Source organism: Ehrlichia japonica (genome assembly GCF_000632845.1).
Classification (GTDB): Bacteria; Pseudomonadota; Alphaproteobacteria; order Rickettsiales; family Anaplasmataceae; genus Ehrlichia; species Ehrlichia japonica.
In genome coordinates, this window is sequence record NZ_CP007474.1 from 70,997 (window position 1) to 87,007 (window position 16,011).

Below are 16,011 nucleotides of genomic sequence, written 5' to 3' on the forward strand. Positions count from 1 at the left end.
TTAATCTGAGGGTTTACAGTGATAATTATTAAGTTATAAACCTGTTATTATTATGCTAAGGTGTTTCATTCAGTAAATATTTGTAATTGTGTGTTTTCTATATTAAGTAATCCGGCAGCAAATTCTTTAGCAGAAAAATCTTGAAGTTGTGTTACATGTTCACCGATTCCTATTGCATGAATGTTCAGCTTGTATTTCTGTGCTATTCTTATAATTACTCCACCTTTTGCTGTGCCATCTAACTTAGTTATGATTAATCCACTAATATTTACGAATTGTGAGAAAGCATCAACTTGATTGACAGCATTTTGCCCAGTTGTTGCGTCTAATACTAATATAACATCGTGAGGTGCATTGTTATCGTGCTTACTGATAATTCTTTTAATTTTTGCTAATTCTTCCATTAAATTTTTATGATTATGTAGTCTTCCAGCTGTATCAATTAATAAAACGTCGAGTTGATCATTTAAAGCCTGTTGCATTGCTTGATATGCTATACTTGCTGCATCTGCACCTTGGTTACCTGTTACTACTGGAAAATTTACTTTTTGTGACCACACTATTAGTTGTTCAGTGGCTGCTGCACGGAATGTATCACATGCTGCAACTAATACTTTTTTTCCTTCATTTTTAAACTTATATGCTAATTTTCCTATGGTTGTGGTTTTACCATTCCCATTTGTACCACATACCATAATTACATGTGGTTTATGATGTATAGATATAGATAAAGGTTTTTCAACTTGTGATAGAATGTTTTCTATTGATTCTGCTAATTTTTGCTTTACTGTACTATCATCCATTTCATTGTATTTCATACTTGCAAGTTTTTGTGTAAGTAGTGAAGCGTTCTCATATCCAACATCTGCTGTGATGAGTAGCTCTTTTAATTCTTCTAAAGTTTCCTGGTCAATTTTTTTTCCACTAGAAAAAATTTTTTTTATACCATCACTTAATTTTGATGAAGTTTTAAATAAGCCTTTTTTGATATTGCTGAAGAATCCTTTATTATTTGCACCTGTCATAATCGAATTGTCCTTATTTCTAAAACGTTGTGAATTGAATTTATATATGGTTAATATACATTATTAAATTATATTGTTTGATATTCAAATGTCAGCTTATTTTATTACATCTTGCGGTACTGATATAGGAAAAACTTTTATTACGACAACGCTATGTTGGCATTTAAGTAAAAACTGCAAGGTAGTGCACGCAATAAAACCTGTGATTAGTGGGTGGAATAATGTAAATGTTTTAGATAGTGATACAGGTAAAATATTACGTAGTTTAAATATGGATTGTCATGATCATAATATAGCAAAAATTTCTCCTTGGAGATTATATTATCCGCATGCTCCTAACATAGCTGCTAAGTTAGAAAATACTAAATTAGATTATGATGAAATTATGGCATTTTGTTGTCAATGCATTAATCAGTCTTATGATTATTTGTTAATAGAAGGGATAGGTGGGGTTATGTCACCTATTACAGATAACGAAACTTGCTTGGATATAATGAAGGATTTAAAAGTTAAGATAATTCTGGTTATAGGTTCTTATCTAGGCAGTATAAGCCATACATTAACAGCACTCCAAGTATTGTCTAGTATGGATGTAAAGATTGTACTTACTCTTAAGGATAACAATGCTGCAAATGTTGATGATATAGTGAAGTTTGTTTATGAATATACAGGTAAATCAATATATATTCAGCCTTATGTTACAGGTAATTTTGATCTATGGAAAAAAACTTCAGGTGATATAGTGAATTTCATAAATTTGGATAATTAAATTATAAGTTTGAATTCTTGATTACAAGGTTGAAAGTATATTGTCAGGTGTAAGTTATGGAATTATTGTTTTCATAGTGTCTTTAATCTTACTGGAATTTAATGTTTTCATTTTGAATAAATCTTAATGTTATATGCCTTACTACAAGTAAAGCTGCTAAAATAGCTATAAGGTTTTAGTTAAGTTATTGATATTAATTAGTTATAGTCATATATATTCTTAGTAGCGAGTAACACTTTTATCTATTAATCTGTTAACAATTAAATAAAAAGTAGCCAATAATCCTATAGATAGTTGTGATTTGACCTTATAACAGTGGGTATATGTTATTGATAAATTGACGACTATTTTAATAATTTTTAAAGTAGAAGAACTATTTCCAAATGCTTAAATTTGATATACTTAAAATTAAATAGTGTAATAATTTATAGCTTGACAATTAATATTAAGAGTGATTAAATGCTAGCTTGCCTTAAAATTATAAATATTTATCATTTTAATTATGTCTGATAGCAAAAATTTAAACCAGGAGCGGCAAAAAGCATTAGATAATGCAATTAGTCAAATAGAAAAGGCTTTTGGTCGTGGTGCAATAATGAAGTTGAAACAAGGTGCTATTGAAAAGATAGATAGTATTTCTACTGGGTCAATTGCGCTTGATACAGCTTTAGGCATTGGTGGTTTTCCTAAAGGTAGAATTATTGAGATTTTTGGGCCTGAAAGTTCTGGAAAAACAACACTTGCTTTGCATGTAATTGCTGAATCACAAAAGAAAGGTGGGAATTGCGCATTTATTGATGCTGAACATGCTTTGGATATAATGTATGCGCGCAAATTAGGGGTAAATACTGGTGACTTGATTGTTTCCCAACCAGATACAGGTGAGCAAGCATTACATATAGTTGAATATTTAGTTTGTTCTGGTGCTATTGATGTAATAGTAGTAGATTCCGTAGCTGCATTGACTCCTAGAGCAGAGATAGAAGGTGATATGGGTGATCAGCATATGGGTTTACAGGCTAGATTATTAAGTCATGCCTTAAGGAAATTGACTTCTATTGTATCAAAAGCTAATTGTGTACTTATTTTTATTAATCAAATGCGTATGAAAATAGGGGTAGTTTATGGAAATCCTGAAACTACTACTGGTGGAAATGCTTTAAAGTTTTATAGTTCTGTAAGGTTAGATATACGTAAAGTGAGTGCAATTAAGGATAAAGACGTAATTATTGGCAATCAAACTAAGGTTAAGGTTGTAAAAAACAAGGTAGCTCCTCCTTTTAAACAGGTAGATTTTGATATCATGTATAATGAAGGGATTTCAAAAATAGGAGAAATTATAGATATGGGGGTGAAGCTTAATATTATTGAAAAAGCTGGGTCATATTACTCATATAATAGTATACGCCTTGGTCAGGGCAAAGAAAATGCGAAATCTTATCTCAAAGCTAATTGTGATACTGCAAATGAAATAGAACAAAAAATAAGAAGTATATTAGCAAGTAATAATGGTGTTAGTTGTTTTAATGCAGAGGTTAGTGATAATCTTCATGAAGTAGAGGAAACAGTTTTTTAAGGTGTTTTGGATATGGAAGCGGGTTTATTAAATAGTGATTCTATATGCGATGAATTTACTAAAATTGGGGTGATAATCAGTGGTCATTTTGTGCTATCTTCTGGCTTACATAGTGATACATATATCCAATGTGCTAAGTTGTTTGAAAATCCAGTTATTGCAGTAAAATTTTGTTCTCTACTTGCAAAGAAAATTGGTAAGGTGTTGCCGAATATAGATCTTATAGTTTCTCCAGCGATTGGGGCTATTACAGTTGGTTATGAAATTGCTAGGCAATTAGGTGTTAATAGTGTGTTCTGTGAACGTGTTAATGGACTTTTTACCTTACGTCGAGGTTTTGAAATCAAGAAAGGAAGTAAAGTGTTAGTTATGGAAGATGTAATTACAACTGGAAGAACTTCTATGGAAGTAGTAAATTGTGTCAAGAATAATGGTGGTACTGTTGTTGCAGGAGCAGCTTTAGTTAAGCGTAGTAGAGATGTTAAATTTCCTTTTCCTATAATTAGCTTGATTGAGTTAAATATTAAAAGTTATGTAGATGAAGATGTTCCGGAATATTTGCGGCAGATACCTGTGTCAGTTCCAGGGAGTAGGCATTTACAAGGATAGTTAGTGTTTGATCGTTATAAGAAACAAATTCTTATTTCAGAGATAGGAAAATCAGGTCAAGATAGATTAAGTCAAAGTAATGTTTTAGTGGTAGGATGTGGTGGTTTAGGAAGTGTAATTATTCCTTTGCTTGCTGCTTGTGGTATTGGTTGTATGATATTGTGTGATGATGATAAAATCCAAATGTCCAATCTTAATAGGCAAGTAATATATAAGGAAAGTGATATTGGTCAAAGTAAAGTAGTAAAAGCACAAGAATTTGTGAGATCACTAAATTCTGATGTTAATGTTCAGATATTGAGTAATTTTGTTACTCCTAAAAATTTTGAAGAGATTTTCAAAGATATAGATATTATTCTAGATTGTACAGATCGCCTAGCTACGAAACTGTTTCTTAGTGATGCAGCTGTTTTTTCAGGTAAACCTTTAGTGCATAGTGCGGCAATTGGTTTTATTGGACAGGTGTTAACAATATTCCCTTATGGTAAGCCTTGTCTAAGATGCTTTTTTGAATGTCAATATATGAGTACGCATTTAAATTGTGCTAATGCTGGAGTACTTGGAGCTACGGTGGGAGTAGTAGGAAGTATTGCAGCTGCAGAAGCTATGAAATATTTGTTAGGGATTCCAGATAATTTGGTAGGGAAATTACAGAGAATAGACTTAAGATCTAATGAGTTTACTAAATATGCATTTCAAAAGAATGATACATGTATAGCATGTAGTGACAATGTAAAAGTCGATCCCTATGATTACAATTATTATGAAAGCAAATTATGTTTTTAACTATTTTAGAATAGTTTAGTCTATATTAGTTATATATCTGGAACTGAATGGTTATACTAGATTAAAGGCTAATAATATTCATGTTTTCTGTGTTGTTAATCGTTATTGTTAATATAGTATAAGTACGTGTTTTATTCCTATTAGTTATTGTTAGTATTGAAATACAGTATATCTATTAAGTAGCGTATAAAGACAAATTTTTTTTAAAATGAGAGTATCAGGTGTGATAAAGGTAGTGTAGTCTTAATGTTATACTGTATTAGGCTAGTAATTTATGTTAGAAATATAAAATATTTTGTTTGTTATGATAATATAATATAATAGCCACGATATGTTTGGTAGATGATATGTTTTCTAAGTTACAAATTAAGCCTATACTTGTGACGTTATTATGTATTCTTGCTATATATTTGGTACTACCAAATTTTTTCAACAGTAAATTTTTGCTATCAAAACAAAAGGTGAATCTAGGATTGGATTTACAAGGTGGTGTTTACTTGTTATTAGAAGCAGATTTTAAAGAGTATTTAAAAGAAAGGATGTATAGCTTACATGATGAAATAAGTGAGTTTTTATCGAGTAAGAAAATAGAATATAATAAGCTAGATGTAGAACAGGACAGGCTGGTATTAACGTTAAAAGATGGTCAAGACTTTGATAAAGTGAAATTGTTTGATAATAAAAACATTAGAATCTCTGAACAAAAGGGTCGTGTTATGATATCCTTTTATGATAGTTATAAAGCAAGTTTACTGAGAAATGTTATATCTGATTCTATCAGTAATATAAGGCGTAGGTTAGATAAATCTGGAACGAAGGAAATTGTTATAAATAGTCATGGTAAGGATAGAATATCTTTGCAAATTCCTGGAGTGCATGATACTAGTCAAATTAAAACGTTATTAGGAAAGACAGCAAAGCTTACATTTCACTTGCTAGCAAATGTTAGCCAGTTGTCATCTATTAATTCTGCTACTACTGTTTTACTGAAGGATCATCGGGGGAATACGTATCCTGTATTAAAAAAGGTTGAGATTAGTGGTGATTCTTTAGTAGATGTGTCATCTGGTATAAATAATCTTGGTAATGTAGTTGTACATTTTAAGTTAAATAATACAGCAGCCAAAAAGTTTGCAAAAATTACAAAAGAAAATTTTAACAAACCATTTGCTATAGTATTGGATGGAGTGGTACTTACTGCTCCTATAATACGTGAACCTATTTTAAGTGGAAGTGGTGAAATCAGTGGTAATTTTACTATCGAGACTGCAAAAGAGTTATCTATATTGTTAAAATCTGGAGCTTTACCAGTACCTTTAAATGTAATAGAAGAAAAAACGATAGGTTCTAGTCTAGGTGCTGAGTATATTAAGCAGGGTAGATTGGCAATGGTAATATCAATTGTAGCAGTTTCTATTTTTATTATATTTTCTTATCGTATATTTGGTGTTTTGGCTGTAATTGGATTAGTCTTTAATATTATTTTTATTGTTGCTATACTTACGTTGCTTCAAGCTACACTTACATTGTCTGGGCTTGCAGGAATTACTTTGACAGTGGGAATGTCTGTTGATGCTAATGTGTTAATTTTTGAACGTATTAGAGAAGAGTTAAAGTCGACAAATAAGTTAAGATGGGCTGTAGAATCCGGATTTAAAAATGCTATGTCAACAATATTTGATTCTAATGTTACTACGTTAATTGTTGCTGCAATTATGTTTGCAATAGGTAGTGGTCCAATTAGTGGCTTTGCTATTACATTATCAATAGGTATTTTATGTTCTATGTTTTCTGCTATTACTTTAACAAAGATGCTAATAGATTTATATATTAGATTATTTGATTTGAAGACATTAAGTATATAATTTGTGAAATTGTAAGAAGTATATTATGCATGATAAAGAACAGAAGGTAAAAGTAGTTTGTTGTAGTGGTGAAGGAGATGCTTCTAATTATGTTGAGCATCCAAAAATATATTTGACAGTTGGTGTGGGTCAAGAGATTACTTGTCCTTATTGTAGTAGAATATTTACTTTTATCTCTCATGACTAGTACTTTTGTTTATAATCCTAGTATATATAATTCTTTCAAGGTGGATATGAAATATTGTTTTTTAAAATTGTTGTGAAATGTGTATACAATGTTCCGTTGAAGACAAGTTACGAAAAGTTCTTAGGTAAATTTACAAGAAAGTTTCCAATAGGTATTCACATATTTAATAAAAAATGTATCTACTTTTAGTATAGATAAGCTTTTTACTTTTATGCTTAAATAATTAATGTATTTGCAGGAATTATATAATATCCTTATAGTAGGTAGTTTTTTCTAAATGCTGATGCAAGATAATGAAAGTTATGATGTATATAATAAACTTGTTCGTGATCTAAAACATGTTGTCTTTTATATTCCGGGTCTTGGTATTTTACGTGTAGGGGAATTAGTACGTAATGTAGTTCCAGCAACTTATATAATTGATTTTGAAGGTGATAGTGTACGGACACAGTTTCTCAGTAGGATATTTGTACATCATTCTCGTGATGAAAATGATATAAAAAAAGTTTCAAATTTTATAGGTTCATTGGGATTTGTTCCAGTAGTATATGCAGATTATGAGTTATCGATTCGTGATAATCTCTGTATTTATGATGAGAATAAAATATATGCTAATAATAGTGTTTTAATTATTTCTTCTAGTGATATACGTCAACCATGTGATATACGTAGCATTATTTTAGAAAGCCAAAAAAGTTTTCGTAGTAGTTTTGATAATGAGTGTGAAGATGAAATTAGGACAGTTACGTATGACCTAAACAGTAAACCATTAAAGCAAAAAATATATGATGCCTTATTGTATGCTGAGCGATGGTCTTTACTTACAACTCAAGAGAAAGTGATGAGATGTATTTTTAGTGTATTTTCTCTTAGTATTCCTTTGATTCCTCCAATCATCTTATTGTCTTACCTTGGAAATTTAGATATCAGGGAACGAGCATATAGTATGAATTTATTGCCGTGGCAATATCGTGTTTATGCAAATGCGTCACAGAGTGTTTATGATGTTATGATTAATAGTACTGATGAGAAAAGACAAAAGATGATGTGGTTGAACATCATGAAAGAAGCGCAAAGAAGAGGATTTATTGTAGAGTGTGAGGAAGGGGGTGAGCAACTTACTGATTTAGGAAAGAAGGTAAGTGAAAAACATAATTTACTTCTAATAGCCAGTAATAAAGAACTGTCGAAAAAGCAGTTATTGCTAAGGATTATAACATTTTCAGTATTAGCATTTGTATGTTTTTGTAAAACGATAGCGTTGACCTGTTATCTTATGAATGCTAGTAAAATAGCTTTATATCTTTCTATGTTATCATACTTTGTGATATTTGTGCAGGGACTATACTTAATTTCTTTTAAAACTACAATATCAAAAGTTTGTGCTATTACTTGCCTGATATTTGCAGGGTTCATGTTGATGGTAAACGCATTTTTATTGTACCAAGGAAATGTTGAATTTCAATATGAACCTATGATATCTGGTGTAATGATTGTTATTACTGGGGTTATATTAGGTATTGCTTTAGTGTGTAATCGGTACTACAAACGAGATAGAGATTTGGTATCAAAGTTGGGGGGTATTAGTACTACAGCTTATTTATCTATGAAAAGGCAGATTTGTGATATTGACCAAGTAAAATCTGTTGAACTTGAAGAAGGATATGATTATCAAATTGTTGATGATTTTAAATTAGCCCTTTTTAATGCATACAAAGCAGGGTTATTTAATAGGATACAACAAAATGAGCCTCAAGACAGTTGTGAGCGAAATGAAAGTGAAGAGTTACCTGATAATAACGGAAAGGTATCTAATATACTACATACTAGTATCGTAAGCTCACAAAGTGATCAGAATAGTTCTCAAAGTTTAAACTCCTTAAACTAAGTAAAATATAAAATTTTTGTAAAATAATAACTGTCGAGATTCATCTGTGTTAATGTTTTCTAATAAGTGAATTATTTATACGAGGAGAATGACTTTCAAAATTTGAATCCTTAAAATCCAATGAAATGTAAAATCTTTATTTTCTAAATAAATTATTTATAAGAGATATGAAGAAAATATGTATGTAGTGTATAAGATTACTCTGTTTGGTTAATTATACTTTTTACTTGGTTGTGAAAATTTTTGTTTAATTTGCTAAAGCTGCGCATAATAATGTGTGGCGCTGTAGAGAACTCACCTGTATTATTAATTGCGTCTTGAAGTAATTTAGCAGAATATGAATCAAGCAGTTCATTGCTTGCTAAGTGTGAAAAAATATTTTCTACGTTTTTAGCAATATTTTTATATTTACTCAAAGGATGATCAGTAGGGTATTGAGCTATATTTTTTACAATTTGTAGCTCATTAGACGTGAAATCATGGAAAGCAAGTTTAGTTAATTGTTGTAATGTATCTTCCTTATGACTTTCTTCTATGATTTGTGCTTTTATTAATATGCTGACAAGTGACTCTATTATATCATATATTGCAGTGTTAATCGATACTAAAATAGTGTTTTGTTTATCATCTATAGTAGTGTCGCTGGTATTGGTATGTGTTTTAAGTAAATGTATTAACCTTTGATTGTGTTCTGAAGATAGATTTAAATATCTTATAGATATTGGATGTAACATAATTGCATTGTTTCGAATACTAATATTAATACCGTATAGTGGCTTATTATTAAATCTACAAATAACTAAGTTATCGGTTTTCAAGATATTGCATCCTTGTTCTAGAGATTGAGCTATGATATTTGCACTAATTGTGAGGTTATGTTGTAACATGTGTGTTATTATCTTATTAAGATCACTGAATTCAAAATTTGTAGACGATATCAATGTTACACAGTTATGTTGATATTCTATGTTAACTTCATGACTAAATAGGGCTTTAGCAGCTTTGTTTTTGTCTAGTACAGTAAATATTTTAGTGAAATTTTCTATTTCATTCTTTTCCGTGAAAAATATTGTTATACTGCTGCTATTATTAATAATGATGTCTAGTGTCACGACTTTTTCTCTTTTAAGTTGAGTATTGATAATTATCCTCAACATTTATTAATAAATAAATAAAATAGCAGGTTATTTTTGAATATTTTTATAAATTGTATTACGAATATATCATAATATTATTATAAATTTCTTTGAAAAAAGTACGATTAAATGTACATGATTAACATACGGATTCTTATGTAATGTACAGGGATATACTGTATATTATTAACAGAAGTATGTGAAGATACTATAACAATTGTAATATTATTTAGGTGGTTTTCTAGATAACTTATTTATGGTTATTATATAGCAATGAAAAAATGGTATAAATTTACGTAACTTAGTACAAGTGTTTCTTCTAAAAAAGATCTGACTACTGCTAATAGTAATGCTGTAAAAGTATGAATTGATTAATGTTTGTGTATTGTTAAAATGTTATGTAGCAGAGTTATAGTATACATTTTCTAATTTTAGGTGAAAAATTTGTTGTACATAGCATTTTATTTTGGGCAGTACAGGATTAATAAATGTCTCGATTTTTTATATACAACATAGTAAAAGTTGATAAAGTATAACAATTGTTTCATACTGTTTAGAACATAATGTTTTATATATTTTATGATTATAGATCCAGTGGCTTTTAGGTTAGGATTACTAGAAATAAAATGGTATTCACTATCCTATATATTTGGTATAGTCTTTGCTTATTGGTATATAAGAAAAATAGATAAGTATAAGGTTTTTGATAAAGAAAGTTATGATTCAATAATGTCATGGTGGGTCATTTCTATGATTCTTGGTGGTAGAATAGGGTACATATTACTTTATAACCTAGATTTCTATATGCACTTTCCTATTGAAATGTTTAAATTATGGAATGGTGGTATGTCGTTTCATGGTGGTTTTGTAGGTATAATTAGTGGCATGTATATTTTTTGTAAAAGAAATAAAATCAATGTTCTTTCTGCCCTTGACTTGGGTACATGTGCTGTACCTGTTGGCATATTTTTTGGACGTATTGCAAATTTTATTAATGGTGAGTTGTACGGAAAGGTAACAGATATTAAATTTGGGATGGTTTTTCCTGGAAGTGGTGACTCTCTTTATAGACATCCAAGTCAGTTGTATGAAGCTTTTTTTGAAGGAATTCTATTATTTATAGTAATGAATTCTCTTTTCTTTTTTACAAATATTAGAGCATCTAGTGGAATGCTAAGTGCTGTTTATTGTGTATGGTACGGAGTGGTAAGATTTTTTATTGAATTTCTTAGAGAGCCAGATGTTCAAGTTGGCTACATTTTTTTTAATCAGTTAACTATGGGACAGTTATTGTCTCTCTTCATGATAGTTATGGGTTTTTGTTTTATGGGATTAGCTAAAATGAAAGCTAAATCTTCAATGTAGAATTTTGCTTTTTTATCTTAAAGGAATTTTGGAAAAGTTGAATTTTTATGGATTGCAATCTGAAATATCAGTATCGTTAATGAATAATTTGATGTTTGATAAAACATGAATTAGTTAATTCTACTTTGGTTTAAAATTAGTCTGTAAGACAATGTTGCTTTTTTATAGAAAAGATAATATAGTTTGCGAATATACTAAAATTAACATATTTATACTGTATAATGAAAACAAAGTTGTTCCCTTCATTTCTTTCCCCCAACCAAAGATCTGCGTTTTTGCAAAGTCTATATTTAAGTATAAGAGAAAAGAGTAGTTCTCTTTATCCTTCTACTTATGTTATAGATGTAACTATAGACACAAAGAAATCCAATTTGGTAGCAGTGAAGTAACATGTTGTAATAAATATAAAAGGTTTATATTTATGTATTGTAAAGAGTATCGATTTGCTATGGATTTATTATTGAACCAATAAAATTTAATATGTTCTCTGTAGATTTGAAATATAGGCAGTAGTATTATGAATTCTTAAAATCAGTATGTATTGAGTCCAGTATAACTAATTCTAATGGATTGAAAAAGTTGTTTAAATTATGTGCTAAATTCATTGTATTAAATGCTTCATAAAGAAGGTCGATTTAGAATTCTATTTGAAGTTTTTAGTTGTACGATGATAAATAAATCTAGCAATAAGTTGTTATCTAAATTTTTTTTAATATTATACAATTTTATAATATATTGTACCTTTTGATATGTTCTTAAATAATTTTTAGCTTTGTGTATCAGATTTTTAAGTAAGAAATATGTATTTAATTTACATATAAATTTTGTTTGGATTGTCCTGTAGACTTATTTTACACTTTTTTTAACGTTTTGTACTTTCTTATTCATTGTCAAATGATCTTCACTTTGTTATGTCAGATTTCTAGTGTAGAAAATTGTATATTCGATTTTCATATAGGTTTGCTGAATAATGTGTTTGTAAATTTCTACTTGTGTCTTCTCATATCAAGTGTAGTGCATTATAACATGATTTCTTAATAAAAAGGGAAAGAGGATTACTGTTCTTTGATGCATTTTAATTTGGTATTCAATAAACATTACTTTAGGCTGTCCTTTTGAATTTATTGTGTTTTGAATGCCTTTTCCATTAGAATTGGGAATTTTAATAAACTGTCTAATATAGTGATCTTTAGATGTTCACTAGCAGTTGTATAGGTAAGTGAGCAGATCTCTCTAACAAGTAAAAAAACAGGTTATTATTCTTTTGGGCATTTTAAAAATTGGGATTATCAACATTTTGCTAAATTCCTTTGCATTTATTGTGTTTAATATCTCTCCAGTGAGAGTATCAAATTCTAATAGATTTTTAACTATATAGTAATGTCGTAATTTTACATGTTTAAGGTGAACTGGAAAGGTAAACAACTACTGTAAATAAAAATGCATACTGTTCTTTTGAAGCAAATGGTCTTTTTAAAATCTTAGATTCATCAACATTATTTTTAGTTGATTCTTTTCCATTTGCTATGTTTTTAATATCTTCTCCAGTGAGAGTATCAAATTCTAATAGATTTTTGACTATATAGTAATGTCGTAATTTTACATGTTTACGGTGAACTGGAAAGGTAAACAACTACTGTAAATAAAAATGCATTACTGTTCTTTTGAAGCAAATGATCTTTTTAAAATCTTAGATTCATCAACATTATTTTTAGCTAATTCTTTCCCATCTACTATGTTTTTGATATCTTCTCCAGTGAGAGTCTCAAATTCTAATAAATTTTTAGCAACTATATGTAATGACTCCAAATGCTCATTCAATAGGCTTTTTGCTCTTTCAAGGGCAGATGTGACTATGGATTTGACTTCTTCATCTATCAAATTTGCTAAATTATTAGAAATAGTTTCATTTTTATCATCACTATGATATAGTGGGCCAACTTTATCGCTCATTCCCCACTTCATAACCATAGCTTTTGCAAGATCTGTTGCTTGTTTTATATCTGATGATGCTCCGCTTGTTACTTTATGATATCCAAAAATTAGTTCTTCAGCAGCTCTTCCGCCCATTGCTACTGTTAAATCTGCAATCATTTTTTCTCTTGTATGAGATACACGATCTGACTCTGGTAACCTCATTACTAATCCTAAACTTCTTCCTCTGGGGATAATTGTTGCTTTATGTATAGGGTCAGATGCTTCTGTAAAAAATGCAATAATAGCATGTCCTGCTTCATGGTAGGCTGTTAGTCTTTTTTCTTCTTCTGTCATCATTAATGATTTTCTTTCAGCTCCCATCATCACTTTATCTCTTGCATACTCAAAGTCGCTCATTGTGACAATTTTTTTATTGAGTCTTGCTGCTATTAATGCTGCTTCATTTATTAGATTTGCCAGGTCGGCACCAGAAAATCCTGGAGTACCACGTGCAATAGTTCTAATATCTACATCTGGTGCTGTGGGTATTTTTTTAATATGCACGTTGATTATTTTTTCTCGTCCGTTAATATCAGGTATGCCAATAGTAACTTGCCTATCAAATCTTCCTGGTCTAAGAAGTGCTGAATCTAGTACATCTGGACGGTTAGTTGCAGCAATGATAATTACTCCTTCATTAGATTCAAATCCGTCCATTTCAACAAGTAATTGGTTTAGTGTTTGTTCACGTTCGTCATTTCCTCCACCTAAGCCAATTCCTCGATGCCTTCCTACAGCGTCTATCTCATCAATAAATATAATACATGGAGCATTTTTTTTACCTTGTTCAAACATATCGCGCACACGGCTTGCACCTACACCCACAAACATTTCTACAAAATCTGATCCAGATATACTAAAAAATGGGACATTTGCTTCACCTGCAATTGCTCGTGCTAGTAAGGTTTTTCCTGTACCTGGTGAGCCTATTAATAGGCATCCTTTTGGTATTCTGCCTCCTAATTTTTGAAATCTTTGTCTGTGTTTTAAAAAATCTACTATTTCAATTAACTCTTCTTTAGCTTCATCAATACCTGCTACATCATTAAAGGTCACTTTATTACGATTTTCAGTCATTAATTTGGCACGTGACTTACTGAAGTTTATAGTGCGGTTACCTCCTATCTGCATTCGTTTGAGAAATATAAACCATATTATGACAAGTAGTAACATGGGGAACCAGGATATCAATATACTGCTTAATATCCCAAGAAATGTATCTTCAGGTAAGAAAGTAAAGGTGACTTGTTTATTATGTAATGTCTTTATTAAACTGTCGTATACTACGCCAGTTGTTTGGAATTTAGAACTGTCTCTCAATTTTCCAGTAATATTATGCTCGCTTATATTAATGCTCTCTACTTCATTATTATCAATCTTGTTTAAAAATTCTGAGAATGGTAATTTGATGGTATTGCCGTTAATAATTTTGTCATTGAATTGAACATATGCTGCAGCAACCAGAACAATTACTATAATCCAAATTGCTAACCCTTCAATTATTTTTCTCATAGCAAAGGCTCCTTGCTGATAAATTCACTGTAAGTTAAATTAATAAAATTTTGTTTGACTAACACCTCTTTTATTGTGATAGATGACCTAACTTCACCAATATAGTCATTATTACTATTATTTTGTAGAGGGTAAGCAACAATTTTGTTTTTATATTTTAGTGTGGGTAAACAACGTACTGCTTCTCTGTTTAGTTTTTTAAAATTTTTTGGAATATAATTATTATTTAAGCTAGATACAGTCACATTGTCAGGACTAGAGTTGACAATACTGATTTTAAACCTATTATCCCATTCTATTACTATATTTGTAAAAGAGTTAATAGTAAGTTCTTGTATAGCTGATGCTTCTCTAGTAATAGAGATTATATCATTCTGATTTTTTGTAATCTTGCAACCACATAAGGTTTGAGATATTTTGGATTCATTGTTTTGTATTTTATAAAATATATTATTAAGTTTAGCATACCTTGGCTTATATTTTTGTTTGCCAATAGACATAATGGAATATGTTAAGAGCCTTAATGATATTTCTTCTGGAAGGGTTAAAAATACGGTTAGTTTTATATCAATATGTCCTATGGTACTAAACTCTAGACATTCATCGATAGCTAGTCTTACGTAATGTAATATGCAACTTAGAGATCGTCTTATATGTGTTGATGCTGTATAAAGTCTATTAATCAATATTTCAGAATTGTCTGTCATTTCTAACATGTTGCGGTATAAGGTTCTTTTGTACTTTGTATTGTTATTACTTGTATCATTTATCCAGGTGATATTGTTTTTATTTGCATATTGTAGTAATTCTATCCTACTAACATCTAAAAGTGGCCTAAGTATACATATATCATTTAAATATGTGTATTCTTGCATGCCAGCTAATCCATCTAGACCGCTTCCTCTTTCTAACCTGATCATCATAGTTTCTGCTTGATCATTTTTCTGATGTGCTATCATTAAGTAGTTTATTCTGTTTTCGTGACACCATTGCAATAATAATCTGTATCGTATTTGTCTAGCAAAAGATTGTATATTACTTACTGGTAACTTGCCATGCCAATTCAGTATATGGCATTTTAAGTTTAAATTTTGTGAATGTTGAAATACAAATAATGCTTCTTGCTCTGCTTCAGGGCGTAATTTGTGGTTTACTGTTAATACTATAGGAACGTGCTGATTGCAGTATTGAGCTGATAAGTGTAACAGTACCATACTGTCTATGCCTCCAGAAACTGCAACTGCAAAACTATCATGCAAGTTTTGAATTTTTTTTCGAAATAACAGTCCTAAGTCTATCATTAATTCCCAAGTAAT

The 16,011-nt window shown here is 30.0% G+C and carries 14 protein-coding genes; 9 read left to right on the forward strand and 5 right to left on the reverse strand.

Annotated features, from left to right (window positions below; all coding sequences use genetic code 11):
* Window positions 1-65: 65 nt before the first annotated feature.
* Window positions 66-1,025 (reverse strand): signal recognition particle-docking protein FtsY, encoded by a 960-nt coding sequence (gene ftsY / locus EHF_RS00345; protein ID WP_044193967.1) that lies wholly within the window; start codon window positions 1,023-1,025, stop codon window positions 66-68.
* An 88-nt stretch (window positions 1,026-1,113) separates the two neighbouring features.
* On the opposite strand from ftsY, the gene bioD reads away from it, so the two are divergent.
* The 7 genes from bioD (at window position 1,114) to EHF_RS00375 (ending at window position 8,705) form a co-directional block, all read left to right on the forward strand.
* Window positions 1,114-1,794, forward strand: a complete 681-nt coding sequence (gene bioD / locus EHF_RS00350; RefSeq protein WP_044193969.1) for a dethiobiotin synthase — start codon at window positions 1,114-1,116, stop codon at window positions 1,792-1,794.
* 502 nt (window positions 1,795-2,296) lie between these two features.
* Window positions 2,297-3,370: a recombinase RecA gene (gene recA, locus EHF_RS00355; protein WP_044193970.1), complete on the forward strand. Its 1,074-nt coding sequence runs from the start codon at window positions 2,297-2,299 to the stop codon at window positions 3,368-3,370.
* 12 nt (window positions 3,371-3,382) lie between these two features.
* Window positions 3,383-3,979 carry an orotate phosphoribosyltransferase gene (gene pyrE, locus EHF_RS00360; RefSeq protein ID WP_044193972.1) on the forward strand — a complete coding sequence of 199 codons (597 nt, stop codon included), beginning with the start codon at window positions 3,383-3,385 and terminating at the stop codon, window positions 3,977-3,979.
* A gap of 3 nt (window positions 3,980-3,982) precedes the next feature.
* Window positions 3,983-4,765: a HesA/MoeB/ThiF family protein gene (locus EHF_RS00365; RefSeq protein WP_044193973.1), complete on the forward strand. Its 783-nt coding sequence runs from the start codon at window positions 3,983-3,985 to the stop codon at window positions 4,763-4,765.
* 347 nt (window positions 4,766-5,112) lie between these two features.
* The gene (secD, locus tag EHF_RS00370) at window positions 5,113-6,630 is read left to right on the forward strand and encodes a protein translocase subunit SecD (RefSeq protein ID WP_044193975.1); all 1,518 of its coding nucleotides are present in this window, start codon (window positions 5,113-5,115) and stop codon (window positions 6,628-6,630) included.
* Window positions 6,631-6,655: 25 nt separating this feature from the next.
* Window positions 6,656-6,817, forward strand: coding sequence for a zinc-finger domain-containing protein (locus tag EHF_RS04550; protein ID WP_084475722.1), 162 nt, complete (start codon window positions 6,656-6,658; stop codon window positions 6,815-6,817).
* A 277-nt stretch (window positions 6,818-7,094) separates the two neighbouring features.
* Window positions 7,095-8,705 (forward strand): hypothetical protein, encoded by a 1,611-nt coding sequence (locus tag EHF_RS00375; RefSeq protein ID WP_232228944.1) that lies wholly within the window; start codon window positions 7,095-7,097, stop codon window positions 8,703-8,705.
* A gap of 197 nt (window positions 8,706-8,902) precedes the next feature.
* Here the strand turns inward: EHF_RS00375 and EHF_RS00380 are convergent, their stop codons facing one another.
* Window positions 8,903-9,862 (reverse strand): hypothetical protein, encoded by a 960-nt coding sequence (locus tag EHF_RS00380; protein ID WP_044193977.1) that lies wholly within the window; start codon window positions 9,860-9,862, stop codon window positions 8,903-8,905.
* A 558-nt stretch (window positions 9,863-10,420) separates the two neighbouring features.
* Here EHF_RS00380 and lgt point away from each other — a divergent pair.
* On the forward strand, window positions 10,421-11,206 hold the full coding sequence (gene lgt / locus EHF_RS00385) for a prolipoprotein diacylglyceryl transferase (RefSeq protein ID WP_044193978.1): 786 nt from the start codon (window positions 10,421-10,423) through the stop codon (window positions 11,204-11,206).
* 221 nt (window positions 11,207-11,427) lie between these two features.
* Window positions 11,428-11,595 (forward strand): hypothetical protein, encoded by a 168-nt coding sequence (locus tag EHF_RS04650; RefSeq protein ID WP_156928247.1) that lies wholly within the window; start codon window positions 11,428-11,430, stop codon window positions 11,593-11,595.
* 1,010 nt (window positions 11,596-12,605) lie between these two features.
* Here the strand turns inward: EHF_RS04650 and EHF_RS00390 are convergent.
* The 3 genes from EHF_RS00390 to tilS are packed head-to-tail and all read right to left on the reverse strand — an operon-like array spanning window position 12,606 to window position 15,996.
* Window positions 12,606-12,839 (reverse strand): hypothetical protein, encoded by a 234-nt coding sequence (locus EHF_RS00390; protein WP_044193980.1) that lies wholly within the window; start codon window positions 12,837-12,839, stop codon window positions 12,606-12,608.
* A gap of 20 nt (window positions 12,840-12,859) precedes the next feature.
* Window positions 12,860-14,695 (reverse strand): ATP-dependent zinc metalloprotease FtsH, encoded by a 1,836-nt coding sequence (ftsH, locus tag EHF_RS00395; RefSeq protein ID WP_044193982.1) that lies wholly within the window; start codon window positions 14,693-14,695, stop codon window positions 12,860-12,862.
* Complete coding sequence (gene tilS, locus EHF_RS00400; protein ID WP_052349289.1) at window positions 14,692-15,996, reverse strand: tRNA lysidine(34) synthetase TilS; 1,305 nt, start codon at window positions 15,994-15,996, stop codon at window positions 14,692-14,694. The genes ftsH and tilS overlap by 4 nt, the downstream gene beginning before the upstream one ends.
* Window positions 15,997-16,011: the final 15 nt, after the last annotated feature.

What these genes read in the sequence shown, in the direction of transcription:
- EHF_RS04650 (WP_156928247.1), top strand. Translation starts at nt 11,428, where the DNA reads ATGAAAACAAAGTTGTTCCCTTCATTTCTTTCCCCCAACCAAAGATCT.
- tilS (WP_052349289.1), bottom strand. Translation starts at nt 15,996, where the DNA reads ATGATAGACTTAGGACTGTTATTTCGAAAAAAAATTCAAAACTTGCAT.
- ftsY (WP_044193967.1), bottom strand. Translation starts at nt 1,025, where the DNA reads ATGACAGGTGCAAATAATAAAGGATTCTTCAGCAATATCAAAAAAGGC.
- EHF_RS00375 (WP_232228944.1), top strand. Translation starts at nt 7,095, where the DNA reads ATGCTGATGCAAGATAATGAAAGTTATGATGTATATAATAAACTTGTT.
- bioD (WP_044193969.1), top strand. Translation starts at nt 1,114, where the DNA reads ATGTCAGCTTATTTTATTACATCTTGCGGTACTGATATAGGAAAAACT.
- secD (WP_044193975.1), top strand. Translation starts at nt 5,113, where the DNA reads ATGTTTTCTAAGTTACAAATTAAGCCTATACTTGTGACGTTATTATGT.
- recA (WP_044193970.1), top strand. Translation starts at nt 2,297, where the DNA reads ATGTCTGATAGCAAAAATTTAAACCAGGAGCGGCAAAAAGCATTAGAT.
- lgt (WP_044193978.1), top strand. Translation starts at nt 10,421, where the DNA reads ATGATTATAGATCCAGTGGCTTTTAGGTTAGGATTACTAGAAATAAAA.
- EHF_RS04550 (WP_084475722.1), top strand. Translation starts at nt 6,656, where the DNA reads ATGCATGATAAAGAACAGAAGGTAAAAGTAGTTTGTTGTAGTGGTGAA.
- pyrE (WP_044193972.1), top strand. Translation starts at nt 3,383, where the DNA reads ATGGAAGCGGGTTTATTAAATAGTGATTCTATATGCGATGAATTTACT.
- EHF_RS00380 (WP_044193977.1), bottom strand. Translation starts at nt 9,862, where the DNA reads ATGTTGAGGATAATTATCAATACTCAACTTAAAAGAGAAAAAGTCGTG.
- ftsH (WP_044193982.1), bottom strand. Translation starts at nt 14,695, where the DNA reads ATGAGAAAAATAATTGAAGGGTTAGCAATTTGGATTATAGTAATTGTT.